This window comes from Gemmatimonas sp. (genome assembly GCF_031426495.1).
GTDB lineage: Bacteria > Gemmatimonadota > Gemmatimonadetes > Gemmatimonadales > Gemmatimonadaceae > Gemmatimonas.
This window is the reverse complement of record NZ_JANPLK010000037.1, coordinates 164351-190270: the sequence shown is the minus strand read 5'-3', so window position 1 is coordinate 190270 and position 25920 is coordinate 164351. Positions and strand designations below refer to the sequence as shown.

32 protein-coding genes and 1 tRNA gene are annotated in these 25920 nt (G+C 65.0%); 3 read left to right on the top strand and 30 right to left on the bottom strand.

Annotated elements, in window-relative coordinates; all coding sequences use genetic code 11:
- The 10 genes from RMP10_RS09630 to smpB form a co-directional block, all read right to left on the bottom strand.
- The coding region (locus RMP10_RS09630; protein WP_310570101.1) for a DNA-directed RNA polymerase subunit alpha at positions 1–1075 on the bottom strand (1075 nt) is incomplete at its 3' end.
- A gap of 129 nt (positions 1076–1204) precedes the next feature.
- Entirely contained in the window at positions 1205–1840 is a 636-nt protein-coding gene (rpsD, locus tag RMP10_RS09625) for a 30S ribosomal protein S4 (RefSeq protein WP_171224246.1), read from the bottom strand.
- A gap of 3 nt (positions 1841–1843) precedes the next feature.
- Entirely contained in the window at positions 1844–2221 is a 378-nt protein-coding gene (gene rpsK / locus RMP10_RS09620) for a 30S ribosomal protein S11 (protein WP_171224245.1), read from the bottom strand.
- Between the two features lie 3 nt (positions 2222–2224).
- Positions 2225–2602 (bottom strand): 30S ribosomal protein S13, encoded by a 378-nt coding sequence (gene rpsM, locus RMP10_RS09615; protein WP_310570100.1) that lies wholly within the window; start codon positions 2600–2602, stop codon positions 2225–2227.
- A 15-nt stretch (positions 2603–2617) separates the two neighbouring features.
- A complete protein-coding gene (gene rpmJ / locus RMP10_RS09610; RefSeq protein ID WP_012683466.1) occupies positions 2618–2734 on the bottom strand; it encodes a 50S ribosomal protein L36 in 117 nt (38 codons plus the stop codon).
- A gap of 191 nt (positions 2735–2925) precedes the next feature.
- Positions 2926–3687, bottom strand: coding sequence for an orotidine-5'-phosphate decarboxylase (pyrF, locus tag RMP10_RS09605; protein WP_310570099.1), 762 nt, complete (start codon positions 3685–3687; stop codon positions 2926–2928).
- Positions 3684–4628: a dihydroorotate dehydrogenase gene (locus tag RMP10_RS09600; protein ID WP_310570098.1), complete on the bottom strand. Its 945-nt coding sequence runs from the start codon at positions 4626–4628 to the stop codon at positions 3684–3686. Before RMP10_RS09600 ends, pyrF begins: the two co-directional genes overlap by 4 nt.
- Before the next feature lie 4 nt (positions 4629–4632).
- Entirely contained in the window at positions 4633–6015 is a 1383-nt protein-coding gene (locus RMP10_RS09595) for a hypothetical protein (RefSeq protein WP_310570097.1), read from the bottom strand.
- The gene (locus RMP10_RS09590) at positions 6015–7283 is read right to left on the bottom strand and encodes an N-acetylmuramoyl-L-alanine amidase (RefSeq protein WP_310570096.1); all 1269 of its coding nucleotides are present in this window, start codon (positions 7281–7283) and stop codon (positions 6015–6017) included. The genes RMP10_RS09595 and RMP10_RS09590 overlap by 1 nt, the downstream gene beginning before the upstream one ends.
- 12 nt (positions 7284–7295) lie before the next feature.
- Positions 7296–7766 carry an SsrA-binding protein SmpB gene (smpB, locus tag RMP10_RS09585; RefSeq protein WP_309672919.1) on the bottom strand — a complete coding sequence of 157 codons (471 nt, stop codon included), beginning with the start codon at positions 7764–7766 and terminating at the stop codon, positions 7296–7298.
- A gap of 138 nt (positions 7767–7904) precedes the next feature.
- On the opposite strand from smpB, the gene RMP10_RS09580 reads away from it, so the two are divergent.
- Positions 7905–7988 (top strand) — tRNA-Leu (locus RMP10_RS09580).
- 97 nt (positions 7989–8085) lie between these two features.
- Here the strand turns inward: RMP10_RS09580 and RMP10_RS09575 are convergent.
- From RMP10_RS09575 to RMP10_RS09480, 20 genes are all read right to left on the bottom strand, one after another.
- Positions 8086–8619 (bottom strand): hypothetical protein, encoded by a 534-nt coding sequence (locus RMP10_RS09575; RefSeq protein WP_310570095.1) that lies wholly within the window; start codon positions 8617–8619, stop codon positions 8086–8088.
- 8 nt (positions 8620–8627) lie between these two features.
- On the bottom strand, positions 8628–9122 hold the full coding sequence (locus RMP10_RS09570) for an Rrf2 family transcriptional regulator (protein ID WP_309672921.1): 495 nt from the start codon (positions 9120–9122) through the stop codon (positions 8628–8630).
- Positions 9123–9200: 78 nt separating this feature from the next.
- On the bottom strand, positions 9201–10625 hold the full coding sequence (locus tag RMP10_RS09565; protein WP_310570094.1) for an aspartate ammonia-lyase: 1425 nt from the start codon (positions 10623–10625) through the stop codon (positions 9201–9203).
- A 22-nt stretch (positions 10626–10647) separates the two neighbouring features.
- Positions 10648–11454, bottom strand: coding sequence for a hypothetical protein (locus RMP10_RS09560; protein WP_310570093.1), 807 nt, complete (start codon positions 11452–11454; stop codon positions 10648–10650).
- Between the two features lie 26 nt (positions 11455–11480).
- Complete coding sequence (locus RMP10_RS09555; RefSeq protein WP_310570092.1) at positions 11481–12131, bottom strand: MBL fold metallo-hydrolase; 651 nt, start codon at positions 12129–12131, stop codon at positions 11481–11483.
- 32 nt (positions 12132–12163) lie between these two features.
- Complete coding sequence (gene trxB, locus RMP10_RS09550; protein ID WP_310570091.1) at positions 12164–13156, bottom strand: thioredoxin-disulfide reductase; 993 nt, start codon at positions 13154–13156, stop codon at positions 12164–12166.
- A 23-nt stretch (positions 13157–13179) separates the two neighbouring features.
- Positions 13180–13932: a hypothetical protein gene (locus RMP10_RS09545; protein WP_310570090.1), complete on the bottom strand. Its 753-nt coding sequence runs from the start codon at positions 13930–13932 to the stop codon at positions 13180–13182.
- Between the two features lie 6 nt (positions 13933–13938).
- Complete coding sequence (locus tag RMP10_RS09540) at positions 13939–14667, bottom strand: SDR family oxidoreductase (RefSeq protein WP_309672928.1); 729 nt, start codon at positions 14665–14667, stop codon at positions 13939–13941.
- On the bottom strand, positions 14667–15584 hold the full coding sequence (locus RMP10_RS09535) for a PHP domain-containing protein (protein ID WP_310570089.1): 918 nt from the start codon (positions 15582–15584) through the stop codon (positions 14667–14669). Before RMP10_RS09535 ends, RMP10_RS09540 begins: the two co-directional genes overlap by 1 nt.
- On the bottom strand, positions 15581–15847 hold the full coding sequence (locus RMP10_RS09530) for a hypothetical protein (RefSeq protein ID WP_309672930.1): 267 nt from the start codon (positions 15845–15847) through the stop codon (positions 15581–15583). The genes RMP10_RS09535 and RMP10_RS09530 overlap by 4 nt, the downstream gene beginning before the upstream one ends.
- Before the next feature lies 1 nt (position 15848).
- Positions 15849–16094 (bottom strand): hypothetical protein, encoded by a 246-nt coding sequence (locus tag RMP10_RS09525; protein ID WP_310570088.1) that lies wholly within the window; start codon positions 16092–16094, stop codon positions 15849–15851.
- 7 nt (positions 16095–16101) lie between these two features.
- Entirely contained in the window at positions 16102–17433 is a 1332-nt protein-coding gene (locus RMP10_RS09520; protein WP_310570087.1) for a dihydrolipoamide acetyltransferase family protein, read from the bottom strand.
- A gap of 4 nt (positions 17434–17437) precedes the next feature.
- Positions 17438–17746 (bottom strand): hypothetical protein, encoded by a 309-nt coding sequence (locus RMP10_RS09515; RefSeq protein WP_309672390.1) that lies wholly within the window; start codon positions 17744–17746, stop codon positions 17438–17440.
- A complete protein-coding gene (locus RMP10_RS09510) occupies positions 17746–18720 on the bottom strand; it encodes an alpha-ketoacid dehydrogenase subunit beta (RefSeq protein ID WP_309672391.1) in 975 nt (324 codons plus the stop codon). Before RMP10_RS09510 ends, RMP10_RS09515 begins: the two co-directional genes overlap by 1 nt.
- A complete protein-coding gene (locus tag RMP10_RS09505) occupies positions 18717–19868 on the bottom strand; it encodes a thiamine pyrophosphate-dependent dehydrogenase E1 component subunit alpha (RefSeq protein ID WP_310570086.1) in 1152 nt (383 codons plus the stop codon). The genes RMP10_RS09510 and RMP10_RS09505 overlap by 4 nt, the downstream gene beginning before the upstream one ends.
- Positions 19868–20161, bottom strand: a complete 294-nt coding sequence (locus RMP10_RS09500; protein ID WP_310570085.1) for a hypothetical protein — start codon at positions 20159–20161, stop codon at positions 19868–19870. Before RMP10_RS09500 ends, RMP10_RS09505 begins: the two co-directional genes overlap by 1 nt.
- Positions 20162–20164: 3 nt before the next feature.
- Positions 20165–20689 (bottom strand): hypothetical protein, encoded by a 525-nt coding sequence (locus RMP10_RS09495; RefSeq protein WP_310570084.1) that lies wholly within the window; start codon positions 20687–20689, stop codon positions 20165–20167.
- On the bottom strand, positions 20686–22017 hold the full coding sequence (locus RMP10_RS09490) for an inositol-3-phosphate synthase (RefSeq protein ID WP_310570083.1): 1332 nt from the start codon (positions 22015–22017) through the stop codon (positions 20686–20688). The genes RMP10_RS09495 and RMP10_RS09490 overlap by 4 nt, the downstream gene beginning before the upstream one ends.
- Positions 22018–22022: 5 nt before the next feature.
- The gene (locus tag RMP10_RS09485) at positions 22023–22646 is read right to left on the bottom strand and encodes a CDP-alcohol phosphatidyltransferase family protein (protein WP_310570082.1); all 624 of its coding nucleotides are present in this window, start codon (positions 22644–22646) and stop codon (positions 22023–22025) included.
- 61 nt (positions 22647–22707) lie between these two features.
- Positions 22708–24048, bottom strand: coding sequence for a DUF1343 domain-containing protein (locus RMP10_RS09480; RefSeq protein WP_310570081.1), 1341 nt, complete (start codon positions 24046–24048; stop codon positions 22708–22710).
- Positions 24049–24111: 63 nt separating this feature from the next.
- On the opposite strand from RMP10_RS09480, the gene RMP10_RS09475 reads away from it, so the two are divergent.
- Positions 24112–25395, top strand: coding sequence for a serine hydrolase domain-containing protein (locus tag RMP10_RS09475; RefSeq protein ID WP_310570080.1), 1284 nt, complete (start codon positions 24112–24114; stop codon positions 25393–25395).
- Between the two features lie 162 nt (positions 25396–25557).
- The gene (erpA, locus tag RMP10_RS09470; protein ID WP_230981118.1) at positions 25558–25914 is read left to right on the top strand and encodes an iron-sulfur cluster insertion protein ErpA; all 357 of its coding nucleotides are present in this window, start codon (positions 25558–25560) and stop codon (positions 25912–25914) included.
- Positions 25915–25920: the final 6 nt, after the last annotated feature.

Sequence of the window (25920 nt, the reverse complement as noted above, 5' to 3'; positions counted from 1 at the left end):
CGATGGCCGCGGCGCGGCTGGGCGCCGTTCCCCAATCGAGGATGCGGACACCGTCGCCATTCTCTTCGTAACGCATGCCGAAATTCAGGCCTTCACGCTCCAGCAAATCCGCGATCTCCTGCAGCGACTTCTTGCCGAAGTTCTTGACCTGAAGGATCTGGCTTTCCGTCTGCCGCACCAGGTCGCCGAGGCTGCGGATGTTCGAGTTCTTGAGCGAGTTCACGGAGCGGACGCTCAGCTCGAGATCGTCGATCGGGGTCTTCAGCGTTGCCTGGAGCTTGATGCCGTTGCTCCCGGGGCCTTCGCCACCACCGGCCGACAGCGGCGCGGAGGAGTGCGAGCCGAATTCCACGAAGTACTGGAAGTGCGTCTGCGCGAGTGCCGCGGCGTAGCTCACCGCCTCTTCCGGCGTGATCGTGCCGTTGGTCTCGACGGTCAGCGTCAGGCGATCGTAATCGGTGCGCTGGCCAACGCGGGTCTCGGCAACCGAGAAGTTCGCGCGGCGTACCGGGTTGTAGATCGAGTCGATACGAACGAGGTCGACGGGGAGGCCACGATCGAGCGGATGCTGATCGCTCTCGATGTAGCCGCGCCCCTTGTTCACGTAGAGTTCGACGTTGAAATCGCGCTCGTCGGTGATGGTGAAGAGATGGTGCGTCGGGTCGATGACCCGGGCGCCACCGCTGATCTGGATGTCGGCGGCCGTGACGGTGCCGGGGCCCGACTTGGCGATGCGGAGCACGGTCTGCTCGACATCATCAGGGAGCGCCAGCGTGAGCGTCTTGAGATTTCCGATGATCTGGTGCACGTCTTCCACGACGCCGCCGATGGTTTGGTGCTCATGCACCACGCCGTCGATACGGAACGCCCACACCGCTGAGCCACGGAGCGACGACAGGAGCAGTCGGCGCATCGCGTTGCCTAACGTGTGTCCGAAGCCGCGCTCGAGCGGCTGCAGACGGAATTCGGCCAGATTGGGCGTGTCCTCGCGCTTGGTTGCTTCGACAAGCTGCGGACGAACCAGCCCTGAGAGATCGATCGTTGCCATGTAGTTCGAAAAATTTGAAGTGGTCACACCGGCGCTGTTCGCCGATGACGCGCTACCCCGCCCCGAACGCGCGGTAGCCCCGTAGAGGGGTTCGGGCCCCGACCGCCGACGGAGACGCGCCGCAAACGGCGCGCTCTGTCAGCTGAGTACCACGTGCTACTTGGAGTACAGTTCGACGACGAGCTGTTCCTGCGCCGCCAACGGAATCGACTGACGCTGCGGCTTCTCGAGCACGCGACCGCTGAACGACTCCTTGTCGACGGCGATCCACGAGAGCGAGGCACCACGCGCGGCCTGTTCCATGGCCGACATCACGAGCACGAGTTCACGCGACGACTGCTTGACGCGCACTTCTTCGCCCGGACGCACCTGGTAAGACGGGATGTCCAGCAGGCGACCCTTCACCTCGATGTGACGGTGACGGATGAGCTGACGCGCGGCCTTGCGGCTGGGCGCGAACCCCATGCGGTACACAACGTTGTCGAGGCGCGTTTCGAGCGCCGCCAACAGGTTGTGACCAGCGATACCCGGCGCCGACGCCACACGATCGAAGGTGTTGCGGAACTGCTTCTCGCTAATGCCGTAGATGCGCTTGATCTTCTGCTTCTCGCGCAACTGCTTGGAGAATTCGGACGCTTTCTTGCGACGCGCCGTGGCCTGACCGTGCTGACCCGGGGCGTAGGGACGACGCTCGACGGGACACTTCTCGGTAAAGCACTTGGTGCCCTTCAGAAAGAGCTTGGCGCCCTCACGACGGCACTGACGGCAGCTGGGACCAGTATAACGGGCCATGTCTTAGACCCTCCGACGCTTGGGGGGACGGCAGCCGTTGTGCGGAATCGGGGTGACGTCGCGAATGGACTTCACCTGGAGGCCGGCCGCGGCGAGCGCCTGAATGGCGGACTCACGACCACTGCCCGGACCCTGCACGCGCACATGCACGCGGCGCACGCCGAGTGTGAGCGCTTCTCGCGCGCACTGCTCGGACGCCACTGTGGCGGCGAACGGCGTGGACTTCTTCGACCCCTTGAAGCCCGCCTTGCCGGCGGAGCCCCACGACACCGTGTTGCCATGCATATCGGTGATCGTGATGGTCGTGTTGTTGAACGTGGCGCTGACGTGGGCGATGCCTTCGGCCTCGACGACGCGCTTGGTCTTCTTTGCGGTAGCCATGGCTTACTTGGTCACCTTCTTCTTGCCCGCGATAGCGCGGCGCGGCCCCTTCTTGGTGCGCGCGTTCGTGTGCGTGCGCTGCCCGCGCACGGGAAGCCCGCGGCGATGGCGCGTGCCACGGTACGAGCCGATGTCCATCAGGCGCTTGATGTTCATCGCGATCTCGGTGCGCAAAGCACCTTCGACGCGAATGTTGCGCTCGATTTCCTGACGGAGCTTGTTGACGTCCGCATCATTGAGATCGCGGACACGCTGATCGGGCGAAACGCCCGCGGCAGCGAGGATCTTCTGGGCGGTCTTGCGACCGATGCCGAAGATGTAGGTCAGGCCGATCTCAACCTTCTTCTCACGAGGGAGATCGACGCCAGCGATACGTGCCATGTGTTACGCTTCCCCTCAGCCTTGACGCTGCTTGTGCTTGGGGTTGCGCTTGCAGATGATGCGAGTCACGCCCTGTCGCTTGACGACTTTGCAGTGCTCACAGATCGGCTTTACGCTGCTCCGAACTTTCACGGGTCACCTTGGCGCTCACGCGCCAACGGAGTCTCCCGCACCAGATTTCTCTGGCCGGCTGGACTCCCCATGCGTCCATCGCTCATGAAGCATCGCGTTACAGCGATTCCGCGCACGAGCGAAGCAAATGTGGCCAGCGGATTGGCCTAGAATCTCGCCCGAAAACAGGCAAGACCCTCATCCTAGTGGACTTACACCGCTCCCGCAAGTGAGGCAGCCACCTGCTCCATCGCTTCCACCGGGTCGGCGGCCCCGGTGACCGCCCGACCCAGGATCAGCCAACGCGCGCCGGCATCCGCGGCAGCTCGCGGCGTCATCACGCGGCGCTGGTCGTGAGCGTCGCTCCCCGGCAGACGAATGCCGGGGATCAGGAGGCCGAGGGACTCACTGAACGCGGACCGCACCGCGGCGGCCTCGTGGCCAGAGCAGACGATCCCGGCGCCACCGCCCGTCGCCACCAGCCCGGCCAGGCGAACTACGTCACGCGTCACGTCGACCTGTTCCCGACCCCAGGCTTCGCCGATCCCCGCCGAGTCCATGCTCGTGAGGATCGTGACCCCGAGAATGCCGCATCCGCCGGACGCAGCGGTCGCCGCGCCCTCCTCGGCCCCCTCAACGGCCGCGCGGATCATGGCCGAGCCACCGGAGGCATGCACCGTGAGCAGCGACGCGCCGTGGCGAGCGACACTGCGAGCGGCGCCACGCACGGTGTTCGGAATGTCGTGCAGCTTCAAATCCACGAACACCGACTTCCCCGCGTCGCGCAGCCAACTCACGATCTCGGGGCCTTCGGCGGCAAACAGCTCCAGCCCGACCTTGTAGAAGCCGCAGGAGCCGCCGAGTCGGGCGACGATCGCCTGGGCCGCGAGACGGTCGGGGACGTCGAGAGCGACAATGGGGGTCACGGCGGGCTGGACCGTCGCCTCGACGGTCGACGAAGACACAAACGTCACGTGGGCCACTCCAGTGTGCCGATGATCGATCGGAGGTCGCGAATCTCTTCCCGCTGCGCCCAGGCGGAGAGTTCCCGGGCAATGCGCTCTGGTGCGCGCGGATCGCGCAGCGCCGCCGTCCCGACACCCACCAGCGACGCGCCGGCGAGGAGGTACTGCGCCGCGTCGTTGCCGGTGCTGACGCCACCAAGACCAATAATGGGCGCGTCAGGCAGTGCCTGCCGCACTCGCCACGTGGCCAGCAATCCCATGGGGAGCAGCGCTGGACCGCTTACGCCGCCGGTGCCGAAGCCGATTTTGGGCTTGCGGTGCGAGGCATCGATTACGAGCCCCGGCATGGTGTTCACCAGCGTCAGGCCGGTGGCGCCGTTCTCGACCGACACGCGGGCTGCGTCCACGACCCCGGCCCCGAGGGTCGGAGACAGCTTCACGAACAGGGGGCGGGACGTGCGAGCGCGGACAGCGCGCACCAGCGCCCCCAACGCGACAGAGTCGGCGCCGAACTCCATGCCGCCCGCCTTGACGTTCGGGCAGCTGACATTGAGTTCGAACGCATCGACGCCGGGCAGATCGTCCAGTCCACCGACGACCGTTTCGAAGTCTTCGACGCTGTTCCCCACGACGTTCACGATGACGCGGGTACCGGGATAGGCCTGGCGTAGCCACGGCAGATAGTCGGCGCGGACGGCGTCAAGCCCGGGGTTGGCGAGGCCGATGGCGTTGATCATGCCGCCAGCGAACTCACTCACGCGCAGCGGCGGCGCGCCATGCCGAGGGGCTACGCTCACGGCTTTGGTGGCGATCCCGCCGATGGCCGCGAGGTCGAGAACGTCATCGACCTCTTTCCCGAAACCGGCCGTGCCGGCGGCGAGGACAACGGGGTTCCGAAAGGCCAACCCGGCCACCGTCCAGGTCTGCTGTTCACCTGCTGTTGCTATCACGCGGTCACCGAGAGCCGGCGGGCTTGGGAGGAAGACGCAGCTTGCGTACGCTGTCAGACCAGATGCGGAGCGCATCGGTCCAGTGCAATCTCAACAGCTCGGGCGCACTGACAAAGTCCGGCTGCGTGGAGGGATCGTCGCCGCGCAGCCGCGCCGCCACCGCGGAATTCCTGAAGTCGGCGAGCACGCGACGCTGCCACGACGCCGCACTGTCCGGCTCGAGGAGCGCAGCGGCGTACCAAGCGCTGGGCACGAGCGGCGAAGCCCCCGCCTCACGGGCCACGCGCAGGAACAGCGCCCGGGCGAGGTTCGGTGCACGCAGGGAGTCCCTCGCGATTTCCGCCGCGAGATACAGCGACGCGCTCTCGGCGTCGCCTCTCGCCGCGAGCAGGCGGAAGAGCAGCACGCGTTCGGCAACCTGACGGGCATAGCTGGTGCGCCACACGACGCTATCCTGTCGCGCGATCAGCGTATCGAGCTCTCGTACCGACGCGACGCGCATAAGGTCAAGCAAGGCCAAACGCGCGTTCGCGTCGTGCGCGGTGACTGTGTCGCGCTGCGACAGCGTGCGCGCCGCATAAAGGTGTCGGCGCGCCAGCGAATCACGACCAGCGCGCGCGTGCATGTCACCCAACGCATAATGCATCCGGGCGCGGCTGTCATCGCGCACGCGCGCCGCATCGTACTGCGCCACCACGCGCTCGGCCCCGTCCACGCGGCCGTCGGACAGCAGATCACGGAGGGCACGGCTGACGTCCTCGCGGTAGTCGCCGAGCCGGGCGCGCTGCACCAGGAGCGACTCCACCCGCGCATACTCACGCGCCGACACCGACGCGCTGATGAGCTCCCACTGCAGGACGCCGGCGTCGAGATTGCCCAGATAGGCCGGGACCGCGTCGCGATCCCCCATGCTGAGCGCCGCGCGCGCCGCCCAGATACGGGACTGCCGCGCCAACTCGCGATCGCTAGACTGAAACATCGAATCGAGCCGCGGGCGCGCATCGGTGCTCCGGCCGCCACGCACCTCGCAGGCGGCGAGGGCCAAGCGGGACCGATCACGCTCCTCGGCCGTCAGCGTGGTGCCGGCCAGCAATTGCTGCAAACGCGGCACGGCGCGTTCGCACTGCGCCGCCATCGCGCCGCTCCGCGCCGCGATGTAGAGTGCACGGTTGCGCCACTTCGATTTCGGATGCCGCACCAACACCGTTTCCGCGATGGCCGCAGAACGCTGGAAGCGCGTCGTCGCCTCGCCGTCATCGTCGCGGCGTAGCTTGGCGTCGGCCAAGCGGGCCTCCGCTTGGGCGTTGTAGATGCCGTTGTAGTACACACATCCCGAACCCACGAGCCACGACGCGAGCACCAGCGTCAGACGCTGCGCCGCACGCATCAGCCCCCGCCTCCGACCTTCCGCTCATACTGGTCGAGATAGCGAACGACCGCATCAGCGAGCGTCGACGCGAGCTCGCGCTGGCGCTCGGTGTCGGTCATGTATTGCGCTTCGAGCTTGTTGGTGCCGAACCCGATCTCCACCAGGACCGCCGGCATGAACGCGGTCACGAGCACGCGAAATCCCGCTTGCTTGACGCCGCGACTCGGTCCGGGGTGCACCTGCTTCATACCCGCCTGCAGAAGCTCGGCAAGCCGCCCCGACTCGCGCAGATGTTCATTTTGCGCCATGTCGCGCATGATGAACCCCAGCGGATCGTCGCGCGTGACGTCGGCATCGGTTTCGAAGCGGATCGCCTCGTTTTCCATGGCCGCGACACGACGCTCGTCTTCGGTTTTCGCTTCGGCGAGAAAATAGGTTTCGAAGCCGCGCGCTCCACCGGGATTCGTCCAGCGGGGATTGGCCGCGTTCACATGCACCGACAGGAAGAGATCCGCCTTGGCATGATTCGCGATGCGTCCGCGATCGCCCAACGCGATGAGTGTGTCGGTGGTGCGCGTCATCACGACCTGGATCTGGCGCTGTTCGAGGGCGGTGCGCAGCTCCTTCGCGACCGCGAGCGTGATGTTCTTCTCGTAGACCTTCTTCGGGACGCCGATCGGACCGGACATGCCGTTGTCGGGACCGCCATGTCCGGCATCGACGACGACAACCCGTTGGCGGAGCGACGCGCTGCGGCGGGCGGGCGCACTCCGCACATTGTCGGCGGGCGCCGACGGCGCGGACGAACGAGGTGTCTCGGCCCGCGGACGAGCGGTCGGAGCGCGGCGAGCGGTCGTGACCGTGGAGAATCGACGCAGCTCGGCTTTCTCGGGATCGAACAGCACGCCGGCACCAAGTCGTGGCAGCAGCTCCGTGGCCAGGGCGAGCGGTACGTACAGCTGTCCGCCGCGGCGGAAAACGCCTGCGCGCAAGGGGATCGTATCACTGGCGACCACGACGAGCGCGTTTCCCGCTTCGAGATCCATGCCGGTGGTGCCGACTTCGAGGCGAAAACGCGCGCTACCGGTCGATTGCGTGACGAGCTGCCCACCGAGCGCCTGGGCCAGCGCGTCAGCGCGAACGGCAATGCCACCATCCGGATGTCGGAGCGTGGGCACGGACTGGAGCCGATCGCCCGCGCGAACGACGAGCGGCGGCAATGGCGGCAGTGGCGGTGCGACCGCCGACAGCTGCAGTGTGAGCGCGAGCGCGCTGAGCAGCATCATCCGCTCAGGTGCTCAACGCCTATTGAGCGCACGCGCGATCTCGCGCTCGGCGTCGCGCTTCTTGAGATCCTCGCGCTTGTCGTGCTGCTGCTTGCCTCGCACGAGCGCGAGCCGCGCCTTCACGCGACCGCTCTTGAAGTACAGATCGAGTGGCACGAGGGTGAGTCCCTGCCGCTCGACGGCGCCGATGAGTCGACGGATCTCGCGGCGGTGCATCAGCAACTTGCGTGTCCGCGTGGGTTCGTGGTTGAACACGTTGCCCTGCCCGTACGACCCGATATGCAGGTTGAGCAGGAACACCTCGTTGTCCTTGATCACCCCGAAGGCATCGGTCAGATTCGCCCGCCCCTCACGGAGCGCCTTGACCTCCGTGCCGGTGAGCACGACGCCGCACTCCCAGGTATCCAAGATTTCGTAGTCGTGTCGCGCACGCTTGTTCCGCGCGATCAGTTCAGTGGGTTCGTCGGTGTCCGTGTTTGCCATACTGAAATGAAACGTAATACCCCGACACGTCCCAAGAGTGCGCCATGGCGTTGACTTCCGGGGCATCTTCGATCTATTCTTTACGGCCCTGCTGTGATCGTGTACGAAACGCTGGTCTCGTGGACGATTTCAGGAGCTGCCGGAGTGGTGGAATTGGTAGACGCGCTGCGTTCAGGTCGCAGTATCCGCAAGGATGTGCCGGTTCGAGTCCGGCCTTCGGCACTCGATAAGTAGACGAAAGAGGGGAAAGGTGGCGTGAGCCCTCTTTCCCCTTTTTTGCGTCCGTCGACTTTGTACCGGCTCCACCATCCCGCTCACATCAGCCGCGTAGCGCGGAGGGTCGGATGTCATCGGGGAGCGAGGCGACGCCGAACACGTCACGGAGCGCGACGTTGGCGGCGCTCCGGGTTTCATGCACGAACTGCGTCGCGCGGGCCAATTGCGCCGCGGACGGCTCGTGAATGCCAGCTCCGCCCAACAGGACCCGCGCGAGCCGTGTGGCCGGCGAATCCACGTTGCCGCGCACCGCCAAGGCGGCGGTATAGGCCCGCCAGCGCTCGCCCCACTCACGACCAAGGTCCACAGTTGCCCGGGCTTCCCGGCTGATCACCGGAGCCAACTGGTGGGCCACATCGGAAGCCGTCCGGTCGTCGAGGGCGTCGCGCTCAGCGACGACCAGGCCGATCGCCCGTTTGGCGAACGTGAGCTCGCGCACGGCAACCGCTTCTGGTACGCCATGCGATGAAAGCCATGTGATATCGGCGTGCTCGGGCGAACGCAGCAACTGGCTGAGGTACGTGGACGCCCGACGGCTCCGCTCGCGCTGTGCGCGCCACTCCGCCCAAAGCCCCATCGATGCCTTCAGCCCTGCAGAATGGGCAACGCGCCCGGTATGACCGGAAGCGACTCGTACGGCGGCAATCCCACGCGGTCCCGGACCGATGCTTCGTCGGTCAGGAGATCGCTGAGCTTCACGCCTTCGAGCACCTCGTCGATACGCTGCTGCAGAAGCATCCAGACAGGGCGGATGCTGCAATTCTCCGCCGCGGCGCAGCGGTCGGCGTCGACGGGATGACTGACGCAATGCAGGTCGAACGTGGTCAGCTCGGAGGCCTGAATCACATCACGGACGGAGATCGCGTCGGGCGTACGGGCCAGCGAGTACCCGCCGCGGGCTCCCCGGGTGCTGTTGACGATGCCGGCTCGACGCATTCGCAGGAGGATCTGCTCAACGTAGTCGCCCGGCAAACGCTCACGAGCTGCTACGTCGCGTCCCGTCACCGGGCCCGTTCCCGCGCGGCGCGCGAGATGCAAGGCACAAATGAGTCCGTATTCCGCCCAGGTCGTAATGCGCATAAGTCGAGTCTACGGGTCCCGGGTCGCGTGGACAAGTTCTGCCGCCGAAAAGCCGCGGGCGCCGCGGGCGCCCCCCTCTTAGCCGGCGGCGACGGACCCATGTTTGCCGGAGGGTACCCCGATCTCGGTCATCTTCCGGAGATCGAGGACGGCTTCGAGCTCGTCAGGCGGCAGGATTGCCTCTTTGGCGACCAGCTCGCGAATCAAGGTGCCTTCCTTGACCGAACGCTTCGAGATATCCGCCGCGGCCGCGTAACCGATCTGCGGCATCAGGGCGGTAGCGAGCGCCGCCGATCGCTCGACCCAATACTCGCACATGTCGGCGTGGGCGATGATACCCTCGACACAGCGCGAGCTGAACACGCTGATGGCGCTGGTGAGAATCTGCATAGAGAGCAGCACGTTATGCGCGATGACCGGCATCATGACGTTGAGCTCGAGCTGTCCGTGTTCGGCCGCGATCGTCACCGTGGTGTCGCATCCGATCACCTGAAAGCAGACCTGATTCACCATCTCGGGGATCGATGGGTTGATCTTGCCTGGCATGATGGATGAGCCGGGTTGTACTGCCGGCAGCGCGATTTCGTCGAGCCCCGTGCGCGGGCCCGATACCATGAGGCGCAAGTCGCTCGCAATCTTTGAGAGGTCCACCGCGAGCACTCGCAGCGATGCCGAGAACGCAGCCGCATCGCCCATGCTCTGCATGAGCTGAATACGATCGGAGCCGATGCGGAGGCTGCGTATACCGGTGATCGCCCGCAGATGCGTGTTCATGCGTGCGGGATACTCCGGCTCGACGGTGACGCCGGTGCCCACCGCAGAACCACCGATACCCAAGTCGTTCAGGTAGTCGGCGGCTTCTACCACGCGCTTACGGCAGCGTGCCAGAGTCCCAGCATAGGCGGTGAACTCTTGTCCGAGCCGAATGGGCATGGCGTCCTGCAGATGCGTTCGCCCGGCCTTCACGATTCCGTCGAATTCAACTCCCTTGTTCGCCATCGCCGCATGCAACGCATCGAGGGACGCCAACAGCGCCGGCAGCTGTCGCAACACGGCCAACCGGATGTTGGTGGGGATCGTGTCGTTGGTGCTCTGCGCCATGTTCACATGGTCATTCGGATGCACCGGCGTGTATGTGCCGCGCGCGCCACCGAGCAACTCATTGGCGCGATTTGCGAGCACTTCGTTCACGTTCATGTTGTGCGACGTGCCGGCGCCGGCCTGATACGGATCCACGATGAACTGGTCGCGGTGCTCGCCCGCAAGCACTTCATCGGCGGCCGCGATAATTGCGTCAGCTCGCCGGGCATCAAGGCGACCGGTGTCCCGATGCGTCATCGCGGCGGCCTTCTTTATCCACACCTGCGCGATCACAAAGGGTTCGAGCGGTCGCAGCCCACTAATGGGAAAATTCAGGACGGCACGCATCGTCTGAACGCCGTACAGGGCCTCCGTCGGCACCGGCAATTCGCCAAGCGGGTCCTTCTCGATGCGAGTGGCCACCGGGTTCACCGCGGGAAAGCGATCAGGGGAAGCGAACAATCGTGTCGACGGTCGAGACGATGTGCAGCAGGCTGGTGGAGTCGGGTCGCACTTCCTGCGTACGCCAGCGGAGCAGCGTCGCCGAGCGCAATGCACGGGGAGAGGCGAGAAACGCACCAAGACCGGACGCAGGCACCTGAAACGCGCCATCGTCCTTGAGGGCACAGTAGATCTGCTCGTTCTGGATCGTTGCGGTGGCCGTAGCACCGTAACGCACCGACAGGATGATCGCGGCGGATGGATCGTTGGTCGCGTTCCAGGTGACATCGAGGGGCGAACCCGTGGCGGGAACGACGAGCGGACCCGGGACGATCGGTTCGGCCAGCTTCACGGAAATCGACGCCGCCGGGAACGTCCCGGCCAACCCGGGCACGTTGAGCGTGGCCGCATCTCCAGCTGCGTAGGTCAGTGCCGTGCCGGTGGCGGGCTCGTAGCGTGAGAGGGCCGTCGCGAACGGCATCGCGACGCTGTTGCCGGCAAAGGTGAGGGCGAGACTCTCGCCGACCTTGAGCGAACCGGTCGCTCCGCCCGTCGTGCTGTCTATTAGGGCATAGGCGCACTGATCACCTTGCTGCAGCGCACTGTTGGGCGCCGTCGCTGAGAGCCCCTGAAAAAACACCGCGTTGATCGTCGCCGTCGCGCGACCCGCGGGGGCGTTCTTCCCCGTGATCGTGACCGCGCCGTAGTTGCCGAGCGTCGTGGTGTTGTCGGTGATGCTCGAGCACGCGGTCAACACAGCGGCACTCAAGAAGGCCGCGGCGAGCGGACTCAATCGGGGAGACAGCGACATGCGAGAACCGGAAGAAGAATGCGTGCTCAGGCGCCGAGAGGCCGGGCGGCACCGCGCAGGAAGGGATTGGACGCCAACTCGCGCCCGATCGTTGTATCAACACCGTGACCCGGAAATACCCGAGTCTCGACGCTGAGTGTCGCCATTCTCATCAGTGACTGGTGCATCGCCGTGGGGTCGCACAACGGCAGATCGGTCCGGCCAATTGAACCGGCGAAAAGAACATCGCCGGAAAAACATAGACCGTGACCGATGAACGCGACATGCCCGGGCGCGTGCCCGGGCAAATGCCAGACGTCGAACTGATAGTCACCGAGTCGCACGCGATCGCCTTCGGCGAGATCGTGGTCGGCCGGCGGCGGGTTGTCGATCGCGACGCCCCACCTCGCCGCGTTGCTGGCCGCGTTCGCGTAGAAAAACGCATCGGCCGGATGGACCCAAATCGGAACGGGCCGCTGGGCGATGATCCCAGCGACTCCGCCGACGTGATCGAAGTGGGCGTGCGTGAGCCAGATCGCCTCGAGTGTGCAGCCGCTGGCGTCGACCGCGGCGAGCAACTCAGCGGACTCGTCGCCTGGATCGACGAGCACGGCCTTGCCGCTCGCGGAATCCGCGAGCAGCCAGCAGTTCTCCTGCAGCGGGCCGACGGTAAGCTGCTGCAGCGTCAGCGCGCTCATCGAACTTGTTGCTCTGACCGCGTCGCCACTGGTTACTCCGTGTCCAAAAGTGGCGACTCACCGATGCCGTGATGCGCGAGCCAACGCTCGGCTTCGAGCGCCGCCATACATCCGGAACCGGCCGAGGTGATGGCCTGTCGGTAGTAATCGTCGATGACATCGCCGGCGGCGAACACGCCGGGCACGTTCGTTTCCGTACGCCATGACGACACCTTGATGTAGCCGTGTTCCGAGGTGTCGAGCTGTCCCTGCAGGAACTTCGTGTTCGGGGTGTGCCCGATAGCGACGAACAGGCCGCCAACTTCGATATCGCTCAGCGCGCCGGTGACGGTATCGGTGAGTTGCAGGCCCGTGATGAATTCATCGCCGAGCACGTCGGTCACCGCCGTGTTCCAGAGTACGCGCACTTTGGGATGATCAAGCACGCGATTGGCCATGACCTTGGACGCGCGAAAGCTGTCGCGACGATGAATCACGACCACTTCGCTGGCGAACTTGGTGAGATACATGGCCTCTTCCATGGCCGTGTCCCCGCCGCCGACGACGGCAAGCCGCTTGTGGCGGTAGAACGGCATGGCGCCATCGCAGACCGCGCAGGCGGAGACACCGCCGCCGGAAACGGCCAGTCGTAGCTCGTTGTCGAGTCCGATCCACTTCGCCGCCGCACCGGTCGCGACGACGACCGTGTGCGCCGTGATCGGCGCCGAGTAATTCGGGACAATGCCGAATGGCTTCGATGCCAGATGCACCTGCTTCACCAGCTCCGAGACGACGCGCGCGCCATGGTGCACGGCTTGCGCCCGCATACGATCCATGAGATCGGGACCGCTGATGGCCTCGGGAAAGCCAGGAAAGTTCTCGATGTCGGTGGTGAGCATGAGCTGACCACCGGGGAGTTCGGTACCGACCGGTTCACCTTCGAAGACGATCGGATTCAGGTTGGCGCGCGCCGCATAGATCGCGGCCGTCCACGCAGCAGGACCGGAGCCGATGATGACGATGTTTTCGGGACGTGAGTCGGACATGTCGTCGAGAAGAGAAAGAGAACTCAATCGATCGCCAACACACCCAGTGCGCCGTGACAGTGCGAGACCGTTCCGACGAGCACAGCACAGGGGCCGGAGGCGCCCCATGCGGCGAGTTGCCGATCAGCGTCCGCGATCGTGGCGGCGTCGATCATGCCGACGCCGTACGTGCGGTGAATGCAGTGAAAGATAACGGGACCGCGGAGCGAGGGGTTGTCCTCGACGTATCGCTGCATCATGGGGGGCATGCTCCAGTCCCGGACACCACGGGTGTGGGGACAGCGCGCCGGCTCGATGCAATTCACCGGGCACATCCACGTGGCGAAGCTCACGTAGTGTCGCCCGTCGGGTGACGCCCGCTCCCAGGGCGTCGGGGGCACCTGCTCGAGTGCGTTCACCCGAATGCTCCGCTCCGGCCACCGCGCCCGCGCGCGCGCAAGCAGCCAGTCGAGACACACGTGGGGCATGAGCGGTGAGGGCACCATCATGTCGCTGGCGAGCGCCTCAAGGCCCTGCCCCAGCCACTCCGCGACGTACACATCCCAGTCGCTGTAAACGACCGTGAGTGGCAATCCGTCAAAGCTGCCGGCGCGCTGCGCGCCGGCCACCCGGCACTCGGGGTCGCGATCGACGACCACGACTTCGCGGGCTTGCAGCGCCCCACGCTGGACGGCGCGTGCAAGCTGCTGGGCGTACCAACTACCGTAACACCCACCGCCCATGATCACGATGCGTCCGTAGGTCAGCGGCGCGGCGGGCACCCCGGTGTTTATCACGCGGACTCAGCGGCGCAGATGACGGCCACCGTCGACCGGCAACACAATGCCGGTGACATAGGGCGCATCGACGAGGAAGTGGATCGCCTGCGCGACGTCGTGTGGGGTGCCGCTGCGCCCCAAAGGCACATCACGCAGAAAACGTTCGATGGTCTCGTCCGAGAGGTCGTCCGGCGGAAGCACCAGCCCCGGCGCCACGGCGTTGACGCGCACGCGCGGTGCGAACGCCGAGGCGGTCGTGCGCACGAGTTGCGTCAGCGCGGCCTTGGTAACCTGATGAGGAATCAAATGCGGAAAGATGGTTTCGAACGCGAGATGATCGGAGAGCTGCACGATCACCCCGCCATCGCGCATGACCCGAGCCGCCGCCTGCATGAGAAAGAATGGCGCTCGCAGGTTGATCGCCGACGTTTGCTCCCACTCGTCCGGCGTGACCGCATCGAACGGGTGCTTCATCATGACCGAGGCCGAACTCACGACGACATCGAGCGCACCGAACGCACGCATGGCGGCATCGATGATGCGCGGCGGTGCGTGGACATCGGCGAGATCTTCCTGCACGATCTCGATGCGCACTTCGTGACTACTTCGCAACTCCGCCGCGAGCGCGTTGGCGGCGTCGGGCGAGTTCCCGTGGTGCAGCAGCACATCGTAGCCGCGCACTGCAAAACTGCGCACGATCTCGGCGCCCACGCGCCGCGCGCCGCCGGTCACGAGCGCGACGCGATTCGCCATCAGATGGTCCCGGTGGCGGTAGGTCCCGTTGCGCGTTCGGCGGCGCGCTCCGCGACGCGTGACTCCTGCCAGCTAAGCCAGATCTTCGGCACCAGCTGTCCGCCAAGCCGGCGCGGTCCATCATGCGTACCGTGCCAATCGGAACCGCCGCTCGGCAACAGCCCCGCCTTCTCGGTGTTGTCGAAGAGACGCTGAGACAACGACGGCGGATGACTGGGGTGCAACACCTCGACCGCATCGAGTCCCATATCGGCGAGTCGCTGAATACGCGTCGGCGTTGCTGAGTCTCCGGGATGTGCCCACACCGAGAGGCCGCCCGCTTCATGCACCAGTGCGATCGCGTCGGCGACATCGAAGCGATCTTTGGCCATGTAGGCAGGACGACCGAAGCCGATCCAGCGATCGAACGCGTCGCGGAAGTCGCGCACCCATCCGCCGGCGACCATGGCGCGCGCGATATGCGGACGACCGACCGCTCCCTTGTCGGCTTCGGCGAGCACCGAGTCCATCGTGACCGGAATGCTATGCTTATTCAGGACCTCGACGATCTTGACCGCGCGCTCGACCCGACCGGCCTGCAACTCAAGCAGCGCCGACCGCATGGCGTCCTGATTGGAGAGATGAAGGCCGAGCAGGTGCAACTCATCATCGTCGAAATGCGAACTGAGTTCGACACCGGCGATGATCCGCACGCCGAACTCAGCGCCGGCCACGATCGCCTCCGGCAGCCCGTCGACGGTGTCATGATCGGTGAGGGCGATGGCGTAGAGCTTCGCATCGCGCGCCGCTTCGACGACCTTCGCCGGCGACAGCGCTCCGTCCGAGGCGGTGGAGTGTACTTGCAGATCGACGAACTGCGCGGACTCGCCGCGTCCCGAAATCGTCTCCGGGCCCGATGTGCCCGGCGTGCCGGTCACGTGCGGTAGCCTGCCTCTGGAGAGCGCGCGCCCGGCTGCGACGTGCGAAAGAGGTCGACGAGCTGCGCGTTCTCGAGCTCGGCGAGCGATTGCTCCCGCGCGCGCGTTCCGACTGGCGAGTAGCGCGTGACCCGCACATCGCGGTCGTCACCCGTGCCGGCCACAAAAATCAATCCGAACTCGTCACCGACGTACTGCGTGAGGAATCCGGAGGGGTACACCTGCCATTCGCGTCCATCAACCGTGATGCGTCGCGCGGGCATATCAGCCTCCCTGTACTTCGCGCCACAGCCCCGGCGTCTGGTCGAGTTCATGGGCCGCGGCGATGGCGTCATCACTCGCGGCCTCCGTGAACTCGACAAAACGTCCGGATTCGGTGGCGTGTTCAAAGACCCAAAAATGTGCCGGCACGGCAGCGGCGCGCGCCCGGCGGATGGCGAGGGTAGCCAAATAGGCCTCTCGCTCCGCCTGAGCGACAACGCGCTCCTGCATGGCCAGCACGCGTGCCATATCGGAATCAGAACCCGGTTTCGGGGACCGACTCGAGCGTCTTCTTGAGATCGGCCATGAACCGATCCGCATCGGCGCCGTCAATGACGCGATGATCGAACGACAGCGAGAAATACGCACACGTACGAATCGCGAGCGTGTCCTCGCCATCCGGACCGGTAATCACCTTGGCGCGCTTCTCGATAGCGCCAAGGCCGAGGATAGCGGTTGTACCCACCGGAATGATCGGGGTGCCGAAAAGCGAACCGAAGACGCCGGGGTTCGTAATCGTGAACGTCGAATCCTGGACATCGGTCGGGCTGAGCTTCTTGCTTCGGGCACGTGCCGCGAGGTCGTTGGTACCGCGCGTCAGGCCCGTGAGCGAGAGTTCATCGGCGTGCTTGAGCACGGGAACGATGAGACCGGTTGGATCGAGCGCCACGGCGATGCCGAGGTTGATCTGCTTGCGGAGAATGACGTCGTTGCCGGCGACCGCCGCGTTGAGCGTGGGGTGACGCTTGAGCTGCGTGCACACCGCCTGCAGGATGAACGGCAGGTACGTGAGCTTCTGACCCGTCTGCGCTTCGAACTCCTTGCGCATGCCGGCGCGGATGCGCGCCACGCGGGTGAGATCGATCTCGAAGAACGAGGTGACGTGCGTGGCCACCTTGATCGCGAGCGCCATGTGATCGGAGGTCAGCTTCCGGATCTTCGACATCGGCTCGACGATATCACCAGCCCAGGGCGTGGGCAGCGGTCCGCGGTGTTCGACACCAGCGGGCACGTGCATGGACGCGCCGGCAACTGGTACTGCGGTCGCGGCAGGCTTCGCCGCGAGAAACGCGTCGAGGTCCTTCCGCGTGACGCGACCGGCGATGCCACTGCCGCTCATGCCGGCGATCTCCACGCCATGTTCGGCGGCCATCTTGCGCACGAGCGGCGACGACTTGGTCCGCACGCGTTCTTCGAACGAACCGGCGGGGGCTGATGACGCGGTCGGCGCCGCCGAGGCCGCAACCGGCGCGGTCGGCGCTACGACGGAGGCCGCAGCGGGCGCCGCGGCGGGTGCTGACGTCGCAGGTGCGCTCGGCGCGGCGGCCGGGAGGGCCGCAGCGGCGGCGTCGGTCTCGAGGCGCGCCACGACGGTCTGAATAGCGACCGTCTGCCCTTCACCGACGAGAATCTCCATCAGGACACCGGCCGACGGCGAGGGAATCTCGGCATCGACTTTATCGGTGGAAATCTCGAAGAGCGGTTCGTCGCGCTTGACGTTGTCGCCGACCTTCTTGAGCCACCGCGAAACGGTTCCTTCCGCGATGGACTCGCCCATCTGCGGCATGATGACATCTACACGAGCCACTCGATCATCCTCGATCTGAAGAAGCAGCGTCGGCCGCGCGGTCCGCGCGACGCAAACGCCACAAGGCGAGAATCGGCAGCGTTATCGCGCCGAAGGCACCACCATACCCTGCGTACACCCACCACTCACACGCCGGCAACCCCGCCATGGGGGTACAGCGCGCGAAAAAGCCCAGCAACTTCCCGATGCCGACGCCGACCATCGCGCCGCTCACACCACCGATAAAGAACGTAAAACATCCCACCCCGATATTTCGACCAACGCGGTCTTCGGGGAGGGGCGTCTGTGCATCACGAGCTGCAGTCGTCGTCATCAATACGCCGTCAGGCGCCGGACCGCTCGAACGATATCGGCGGTTTGCGGCAACACGTAATCTTCGAGGGCCGGAGCGTACGGAAGCGGGATATCCGCGGCCGTTACGCGCAACACGGGAGCGTCGAGCCACTCGAAGCAGGTTTCGTTCACGCGCGCGGTAATCTCGCCAGCCATCCCACCGGTGCGCGTGTCTTCATGCACGATCAGGAGCCGATTGGTCTTCTTCACCGTGCGAAAGATCGCCTCGTCGTCCATCGGCGCGAGCGAGCGGAGGTCGATGACTTCCACGGAAATGCCTTCGGCCGCCAGCAGATCAGCCGCTTCGAGGGCCTTCCACACGGTCGAGGCGTAGGTCACGATCGACACATCACTGCCTTCGCGGGCCACGCGCGCCTTGCCGATCGGCACTACATGGTCGCCCGCGGGCATAACGTCTTTCACGCGACGATACAGATACTTGTGCTCGAAGAAGAGCACGCAGTCGTCGTCGCGGATGGCGGCCTTCATCAACCCCTTCGCGTCCGTCGCCGTGGACGGATACACGATCTTGAGCCCCGGCGTGTGCAGAAAGCCAGCCTCCGGATTCTGCGAATGGAACGGACCGCCGCGCACGTAGCCACCACTGGGACCACGCACCACCATCGGACACGGCAAAAACGCGCGATAGCGTGCGGTGGCAACGTAGTTGGTGAGCATGTCGTACGCGTTCGCGATGAAGTCGATGAACTGCATTTCGACCACGGGTCGCAGTCCCATGTGCGCGGCTCCGGCCGCCGCCCCGACGAGCGCGATCTCACTGATGGGCGAGTCGATGACGCGCTGTTCACCGAACTTCGCCAGCAGCCCTTCAGTGACTTTGAACGCGCCGCCGAATGCGCCGATGTCTTCGCCCATGCAGAAGACATTGCGGTCACGATCCATCTCCTCGAACAGCGCTTCGCGAATCGCCTCGAGATAGGTGATCTCACTCATGAGTGCTTCGCCCCGTCGGCGTTCCAGGTGCCCCAGCTTTCGGGACGTTCCTGTCCGTAGGCACGCGATTCCGCCTCGGCATCACGGCGAAACCACAAGGGCTGCTCGGCGGGTGGCTCGGCGTAGATGCCCAGCAGCGCTTCGCGTGCATCGGGTGTGCCCGACAATTCAGCGAGATCCGTGGCCTCATCGATCTCGCGCACGATCCGCGCATCGATCGCCGCGAGTTCGTCGTCGGTGGCGCCATGTTCCGAACGCAACACCTGCACGTAGCGGTCGATGGGATCGTTCGCCTCAGCCCACTGCTCGATCTCGCCCGCGGGCACGTACGACTGGTTGTCGTGCTCGGCGTGTCCCTTCCGACGATATGTGATCAACTCGACGAGGGCGACGCCGTGACCTGCGCGCGCATGATCAACGGCGATCTTGGTCACGTCGTACGTGGCCAGCACGTCGTTGCCGTCGGCCTGTAATCCCAACACGCCGTAACCGATCGCCTTGTCGACGAAGAACTTCGCGGCCGATTGTTTGTGCGTTGGCGTTGAGTACGCGTAGCCGTTGTTCTCGACGACGACTACCAGCGGGCACTTCTGCACGGCGGCGAAGTTGATGCCTTCGTGAAATGCGCCGGTGCTGGTGGCGCCGTCGCCGACATACACGAGTCCGACGCGATCTTCGCCGCGCATCTTGAACGACATCGTGACCCCGGTCATGACCGGTACCATGTCGCCGAGCGGCGAGATCTGCCCAAGAAAGCCGCGCGTGACGCCGGCAGCGCCGATATCGCCGAAGTGGATGTTGAGCTCGCGACCGCGCGTGGGCGAGTCGGCCTTGGCCATGTACTGCTTGAGCACTTCGACGGGTGTCGCGCCTTTGACCAGCATCGCGCCCAAGTTGCGAATGAGCGGTGACATCACGTCACGTTGCTCGAGCGCGAAACAACTACCGACCGCGTCGGCTTCCTGGCCCAGCGAACGAAAGAGTCCGCCGACCACCTTGGTTTGCCGATACAGATTGACGAGGCGCTCTTCGAGCTGCCGCGTGAGCTTCATCCAGTAGTACAGGTCGAGCTTGCGCTCACGCGAGAGCGCGTCGCTGGGACGCGCTTCGACTGCCGGAGATACGCGGCCGGTGCGCGCCTTGGCCATCAGTACCCGGCCTCGATGGTGTGTCGCGGATCTGCGGTGCGATGGACAGCGTTGAAGAACCGCTTCACGTTCTTGTCAAGTCGGCTTTCACCAACCTGATCGGTATGCACTTCGACGAACGTGTAATGTCCGCCTTCCATCTTCACGGAGAGCGTGAGAGTGCCAAGCGAACCGCTGAAGCTGCGCGAGCGGGCGGCAACGGTACCACGGGAAAGCCCGAGCGCTGCGAAGAAGCGATCGGCCGACGCCAGCACCGTGTCGGGTGTCAGCGAGGTCCGATAAAAGTGCCGCATAGCTCAGGGTTCCTTGCGCGCGCTGTCCTTTGCACGCGGTGGTGGTTCGGGCGGGCGCGATGAGGCAGGCGGGGAGAAATCGCCCGGCTCCTCACCGGCCATGATATCCTGCGTCCAGTCGGGCGTCTTTTGGAGCACCTTCGTGGAGTCGAGGCGAAACTGAATCGCCATCGCCCACATGCCGGCCGTGACGAACATCAGATTGCTGCGGTACGTCCCCAGCTCCTCGGTCGCCGCGAGGCCGTTGGAGACGGTTTTTCGATCGCGGTTGGTGCCGAAGATGCGCCCTTCGCCGCCCTGGATCGGGAGGCCGCTTTTCACATCGTGCACCATCACGCGCCAATAAATCGGCTCGAGCGCGCGCGTCGGCTTGGTCTCGGGTGACACCCGAATGACAAAGTCCTCCGTCTTGAAACGGAGTTCATTCGTGGGTGGTGGACTGCCCCCGCCCCCGCAGCCGGACAGGACCAGGCCAGCTGCGGCGAGTGCCACCACGCGACGGAGACGACGCGTGCGCTCTGCGATCATTGATAGTATTCCAGCCCGAGGTGCGTGATCTGCTCTTCACCCATGAGGTGACGCAGCGTGTTCTTCAGCTTCGTCTGCTGGATGAAAAGATCGTGTTCCGGCTGGAGCCCAGGTGCCGTCTGTGGCGCTTTGTAATAGAAGCTTAACCATTCCTGAATGCCCTTCATGCCGGCACGCATCGCGAAGTCGGAGAACAGCGCGAGGTCGAGCACCATCGGCGCGGCGAGGATGGAATCGCGGCACAGGAAGTTGATCTTGATCTGCATCGGGTAGCCGAGCCACCCCTTGATGTCGATGTTGTCCCAGCCTTCCTTGTTGTCGCCGCGCGGCGGGTAGTAGTTGATGCGCACGACGTGCGAGAAATCCTTGTACAGCTCCGGGTACACTTCGGGCTGCAGGATCGTGTGCAACACGGAGAGCTTCGACGCTTCCTTGGTCTTGAACGACGCGGGATCGTCGAGCACTTCGCCGTCGCGATTGCCGAGAATGTTGGTGGAGTACCACCCTTCGAGACCGAGCATACGCGCCTTGAGGCCCGGCGCGATGATGGTCTTCATCCACGTCTGACCGGTCTTGAAGTCTTTACCGGAGACCGGCACGCCCTTCGCGATGGCGAGGTCGAGCAACGCCGGAAAGTCGGCGGAGAGATTCGGGGCACCGTTGCAATACGGAATGCCTTCCATGATGGCGGCATAGGCGTACAGCATGCTGGGCGCGATCGAATCGTCGTTCTCTTCCATCGCCTTTTCGAACGCTTCGATCGTCTGGTGCTGCGGGCCGGGCGTGATGTACGTCTCGGTCGAGCCGGTCCACACCATCACGCCGCGCGAGGCGCCGGAGCTCTGCATGAGGTTGCGGATGTCGGCGCGAATCTGGTCGGCGAGGTCGCGCTTGTTCTTGCCCGACTTCACGTTGGTCGCCCGCGTAATCCGGGTGACATACCGGCTCTCGAACACGGCCGGCATCGGCTTGATGCTCTTGAGGAAATCGGCGATCGGTTCGATGTCGGCCTGTTCAAGTACGCCGGCGTTGACGGCCGACTCGTAGGCGTTGTCCGGAATGGGATCCCAGGCGCCGAACACGATGTCGTCGAGCTTGGCCAGCGACACAAAATCCTTGATCAACGGGCTGCGGCCGTCGGTGCGCTTGCCGAGGCGAATCGTCGCCATCTGCGAGAGCGAGCCGATGGGCACCGAGAGTCCGCGGCGCACGCGCTCGACACCGGCAATGAACGTGGTCGCCACAGCGCCGAGACCGGGCGTGAATATGGCGAGCTTTCCCGTTGCCGGGGCTGGGGCCGCGACGTTACCGAGATTCGAATCGGACACTGCGTTTATTCTCCAGGGGAAGTGGTCGTGCGATACACGAAGTTGATGCGCTGGAATACGGTGATCCACGCCGTGACCGCCAACAAACTGACGATACCGGCGAGAATCCACCCGTTGAGCGCCAGGCCAAAGAAGGCCTGCGGAGCAGAGAGCAGCGTGATGCGCTCCGCGCGCTGCAGCATACCCACCTTCGCATCGAGGCCGAGCCCTTCGGCCCTGGCACGCGTGTACGACGTGAGGAAGGTGGCGATCAGTGCAGCCAGCGTGACCATAACCATGACCTGGCTGGCGTGCACCGGGTGGGTCGCGTAAAAGACCAGGAGGCCTCCGAGCAGGAAGCCATCAGCCACGCGATCGAGTGTAGAATCATAGAAGGCGCCGAACACGGTGCTCTGACCCGTGCGACGGGCGACGTTGCCGTCAAGGACATCAAAAAGCGCCGTGAGTCCGAGAAACCAACCACCGGCGCTGATGTGCCCCGAAGCGAAAATCACACCGGCGGTACAGGTACAGATCGTGCCGATGGTGGTGATCGTATTGGGGCGCACGCGCTTTGCCACCAGCCAGTCGGCCACAGGGGCGATGACTTGCAGGTATCCGCGCTGGACTGCGCTCCACAGTGATTGCATCTCGATCGCGCTGAGGTAACGGAAAAGTATCTAGCCGTGGAAAGCTAGAACTCCCCTTGCATCAACGGTAGAGATAAAACCGTCTGGCGTCCTTTTCGAACGCAATAACCGCCGGCAATTGGCGATCCATCACCGCATCCGGGTCGGCTCCGCCCACCAACGCCTCCCGGGCACGGGCCGATCCCATCCGCTGGTCGAAGCCCGCGGCCGTCAGCCGTAGTGAGTCCTTGTGCACCCGCGAGAGCGCCCAGAGGATGGCGGCACCGACCCGGGCGGGTTGCACGCGCTCGCGGTCGGTGACCTCGATCCGGATACCCGGAATCGACTGTCCGGCAAACTTGGCGTCACCCGGCTTGTTGGGCGTGAACCGCTCCGCCTTGAACTTGATGCCGGTTAGCGAGAGGTCCTCGAGCATCCGGGTCACGGAGTCCGCGCGGAGCCAGGAGGCGCCGAAACGCTGGAACGGTGCATCGGTGCCGCGCCCGACGGAGACGTTGCTCGATTCGAACGGCACGAGCGCGGGATAGAGGAGCGCACTGGTGATATTCGGTATGTTCGGCGAGGGGCGCACCCACGGCAGCTCGGTCTCGTCGAACCACATGCCGCGGCGCCAGTTTCGCATGGGTATAACCGTGAGCCGTGTGCCGAGCTTGAACTGGGCCTGAAACAGGCGCGCCATCTCCCCCATCGTGAGGCCATGGCGAAGGGGCATTGGATAGAGCGCAAAGCCATTCGTCCGATTGCCAGCGACCGGCATGTCGGCGTTGGCCAGCGCGGAGTCAAGCAAGGCGCCTTCGGCCCGTGCCCCGGTGATCGGGTTCGGTCGGTCGAGCACGAGCACGGGGATTCCGCGCTTCGCTCCTGCTTGCATCGAGTAGAGCATGACGCCGACATACGTCCAGGTGCGGGTGCCGATGTCCTGCAGGTCGACCACGAGCACCTCGACGTCGGTGAGCAGACTGTCGGGTGGGGCGATGGTCCGACTCTGATAGAGCGAGTGGATGGTCAGGCCGGTCTTCTGGTCTTTCTCGTCGCTCAAGTTCGGCCGATCGGCGGTTCCGGTGGCGCCGTGTTCGGGCGCAAACAAGCGCACCAATTTCACACCGGCGCGCTGGGCCCTGGGGTCCGTAGCGAGGAGGTCGATGGAGCGACGTCCCTTCTCGTCAACGCCCGTTTGATTCGTCACCAGGGCGACACGCTTGCCCGCAATCAGCTTGATGCTATCGTCCAACAGGACGGTAATACCGGGGCGGACCTTGCGGTTCCGGTTCCCGAACGGCATTCCATCGGCATCTTCGTCGGTCATCGGGCCATTGTCGGGGCGAGCACCGCCTGCACATCCCGCTACAAGCGTCCCGATCGATACCACTGAGAGCAGCACCAGCGTCTTGATCGCCTTCACGCGTAACCTCCAGAAGATCCCGCTGCGCTCAGGTTGCACAGCATCCCGCCCTACCGCGAACACATGACCCGACCGGACCCCTACCGTCCTGCGCTGCTGTCCGGCCCATCCGGCTGCGGTGCTGACTGCACGAACGCACCGAATCGCGTCTTTCTCAAGCGGCGCGCCACATTCCTGTTCGCGCTGGCCGCGACCGCGAGCGTGCTGATCGGGTGCGCCAAGCGCGCCGCTACGTCGCCTGACCTGCCGCCGGTGCCGGGCATTGCCGGCAACCAAACCCTCCGGCTTGGCGACAGCGTCCGAGCTGTGCTGACGCGCGCGATCGCCGACAGCGCGTTCCCCGGGGCGTATGCGGCGGTCGGTACCGCCGACGGCGTCATCGTCGAGTACGGTGTGGGGCGTCTCGATGTCGCCGACGACACGAGGCCGTCCGCCAGCACGATCTGGGATCTCGCCTCGCTGACCAAGGTGATCGGCACGACGAGCGCCATGATTCAGCTCGTCGGCTCCGGCCGCGTGGCGCTCGATTCCCCCGTGGTGCGCTATCTGCCGGCCTGGAAGGCGCCGGGGGCTGAACGGATCACGGTGCGTCATCTGCTCTCGCACTCGTCAGGTATGCCGGCTTGGCGAGCGCTCTACAAGGAAGCGGCGACGCCAGACGAAGCGGAACGGCAGCTGTTTGCGACGTCACCGGACACGCTGCCCGGTGTGCGGTACGTGTATAGCGATCTGGGCTTCATTCTGCTGGGCAAACTGGTGGAACGGGTGAGCGGCGAGCGGCTGGCCCAGTACGACTCTGCTCATGTCTTCTCGCCGCTTGGCATGACGGATACACGCTATGTGCCGCCCGCGTCCCTGCTGGCGCGCATTGCGCCGACCGAGCAGGATCCGTGGCGTCAGAAGAAAGTGCGCGGTGAGGTCCACGACGAGAATGCGGTCCGCCTGGGGGGTGTTTCAGGGCACGCGGGCCTCTTCTCGACGGGCCGGGATCTGGCCCGCTTCGCCCGGATGTACCTCCGGCGCGGAACGCTCGACGGGGTGCGGGTATTCGATTCGGTGACGGTTGCCTCCTTCACGCGCCTTCAGGACTCGACGATCTCCCGGCGCGCGCTCGGCTGGGAGACACCGACGGGCAGTAATTCCGCCGGCGGGCGCTTGTCGCCGATGGCGTTCGGCCACACGGGGTTCACGGGCACGTCGCTGTGGATGGATCCGGCGCAGGGGATCTTTGTGCTGCTGCTGACCAATCGGGTGAATCCGACGCGCGAAAACCGGAAGATCGGCGGCGTCCGTACGGCGCTGACGGATGCGGCAGTGGGTGCGTTGCGTGGTGAACCGGGTCGATGATCGTGGTTTCGAGTGGGGCTTTCTTGAACGGGAGCGATTCACTCGCTATTTTTCACACAGCTAGACGCGACGCTGTCCCGGTTGCCGATCGCGGGTGCGATCGGGTGCGGGCGGCGCGCTCCATCAGGTCGGTGTGTCAGCCGGCCGCTTCGGAGGACAGCAATGAGCACGATGCAGCAGCCAGACGTCATGGTGGTTCTCACGCCCACGGCCGCGACGGAAGTCCGCAAGTTCATGGAAGCGGAAGGCGTCACGCCCGAGCAGGGTGGCCTTCGCGTGTCCGTGATGCCGGGCGGATGCAGCGGCTTCAAGTACGGGCTGGTGATCGAGGACAAGAACGCGGAAGACGATACGATCTTCGAACTCGAGGGCATCAAGCTTTTCGTGGATCCGTTCTCGGCGCAGTACCTGAGCGGCACGACGATCGACTACGTCACGTCCATGCAGGGATCCGGCTTTACCTTCAAGAATCCGAACTCAACCGGCGGTTGCGGTTGCGGCAGTTCTTTCTCGGCCTGAACCGAC

What these genes read in the sequence shown, in the direction of transcription:
- RMP10_RS09485 (WP_310570082.1), bottom strand. Translation starts at nt 22,646, where the DNA reads ATGCAATCACTGTGGAGCGCAGTCCAGCGCGGATACCTGCAAGTCATC.
- RMP10_RS09525 (WP_310570088.1), bottom strand. Translation starts at nt 16,094, where the DNA reads ATGGCACGCGTGCTGGCCATGCAGGAGCGCGTTGTCGCTCAGGCGGAG.
- RMP10_RS09555 (WP_310570092.1), bottom strand. Translation starts at nt 12,131, where the DNA reads ATGAGCGCGCTGACGCTGCAGCAGCTTACCGTCGGCCCGCTGCAGGAG.
- trxB (WP_310570091.1), bottom strand. Translation starts at nt 13,156, where the DNA reads ATGTCCGACTCACGTCCCGAAAACATCGTCATCATCGGCTCCGGTCCT.
- rpsD (WP_171224246.1), bottom strand. Translation starts at nt 1,840, where the DNA reads ATGGCCCGTTATACTGGTCCCAGCTGCCGTCAGTGCCGTCGTGAGGGC.
- RMP10_RS09495 (WP_310570084.1), bottom strand. Translation starts at nt 20,689, where the DNA reads ATGATCGCAGAGCGCACGCGTCGTCTCCGTCGCGTGGTGGCACTCGCC.
- RMP10_RS09595 (WP_310570097.1), bottom strand. Translation starts at nt 6,015, where the DNA reads ATGCGTGCGGCGCAGCGTCTGACGCTGGTGCTCGCGTCGTGGCTCGTG.
- RMP10_RS09590 (WP_310570096.1), bottom strand. Translation starts at nt 7,283, where the DNA reads ATGATGCTGCTCAGCGCGCTCGCGCTCACACTGCAGCTGTCGGCGGTC.
- RMP10_RS09510 (WP_309672391.1), bottom strand. Translation starts at nt 18,720, where the DNA reads ATGAGTGAGATCACCTATCTCGAGGCGATTCGCGAAGCGCTGTTCGAG.
- RMP10_RS09475 (WP_310570080.1), top strand. Translation starts at nt 24,112, where the DNA reads ATGACCCGACCGGACCCCTACCGTCCTGCGCTGCTGTCCGGCCCATCC.
- erpA (WP_230981118.1), top strand. Translation starts at nt 25,558, where the DNA reads ATGAGCACGATGCAGCAGCCAGACGTCATGGTGGTTCTCACGCCCACG.
- RMP10_RS09500 (WP_310570085.1), bottom strand. Translation starts at nt 20,161, where the DNA reads ATGCGGCACTTTTATCGGACCTCGCTGACACCCGACACGGTGCTGGCG.
- rpsK (WP_171224245.1), bottom strand. Translation starts at nt 2,221, where the DNA reads ATGGCTACCGCAAAGAAGACCAAGCGCGTCGTCGAGGCCGAAGGCATC.
- smpB (WP_309672919.1), bottom strand. Translation starts at nt 7,766, where the DNA reads ATGGCAAACACGGACACCGACGAACCCACTGAACTGATCGCGCGGAAC.
- RMP10_RS09575 (WP_310570095.1), bottom strand. Translation starts at nt 8,619, where the DNA reads ATGGGGCTTTGGGCGGAGTGGCGCGCACAGCGCGAGCGGAGCCGTCGG.
- RMP10_RS09540 (WP_309672928.1), bottom strand. Translation starts at nt 14,667, where the DNA reads ATGGCGAATCGCGTCGCGCTCGTGACCGGCGGCGCGCGGCGCGTGGGC.
- RMP10_RS09505 (WP_310570086.1), bottom strand. Translation starts at nt 19,868, where the DNA reads ATGGCCAAGGCGCGCACCGGCCGCGTATCTCCGGCAGTCGAAGCGCGT.
- RMP10_RS09570 (WP_309672921.1), bottom strand. Translation starts at nt 9,122, where the DNA reads ATGCGCATTACGACCTGGGCGGAATACGGACTCATTTGTGCCTTGCAT.
- rpsM (WP_310570100.1), bottom strand. Translation starts at nt 2,602, where the DNA reads ATGGCACGTATCGCTGGCGTCGATCTCCCTCGTGAGAAGAAGGTTGAG.
- RMP10_RS09530 (WP_309672930.1), bottom strand. Translation starts at nt 15,847, where the DNA reads ATGCCCGCGCGACGCATCACGGTTGATGGACGCGAATGGCAGGTGTAC.
- RMP10_RS09515 (WP_309672390.1), bottom strand. Translation starts at nt 17,746, where the DNA reads ATGACGACGACTGCAGCTCGTGATGCACAGACGCCCCTCCCCGAAGAC.
- RMP10_RS09560 (WP_310570093.1), bottom strand. Translation starts at nt 11,454, where the DNA reads ATGTCGCTGTCTCCCCGATTGAGTCCGCTCGCCGCGGCCTTCTTGAGT.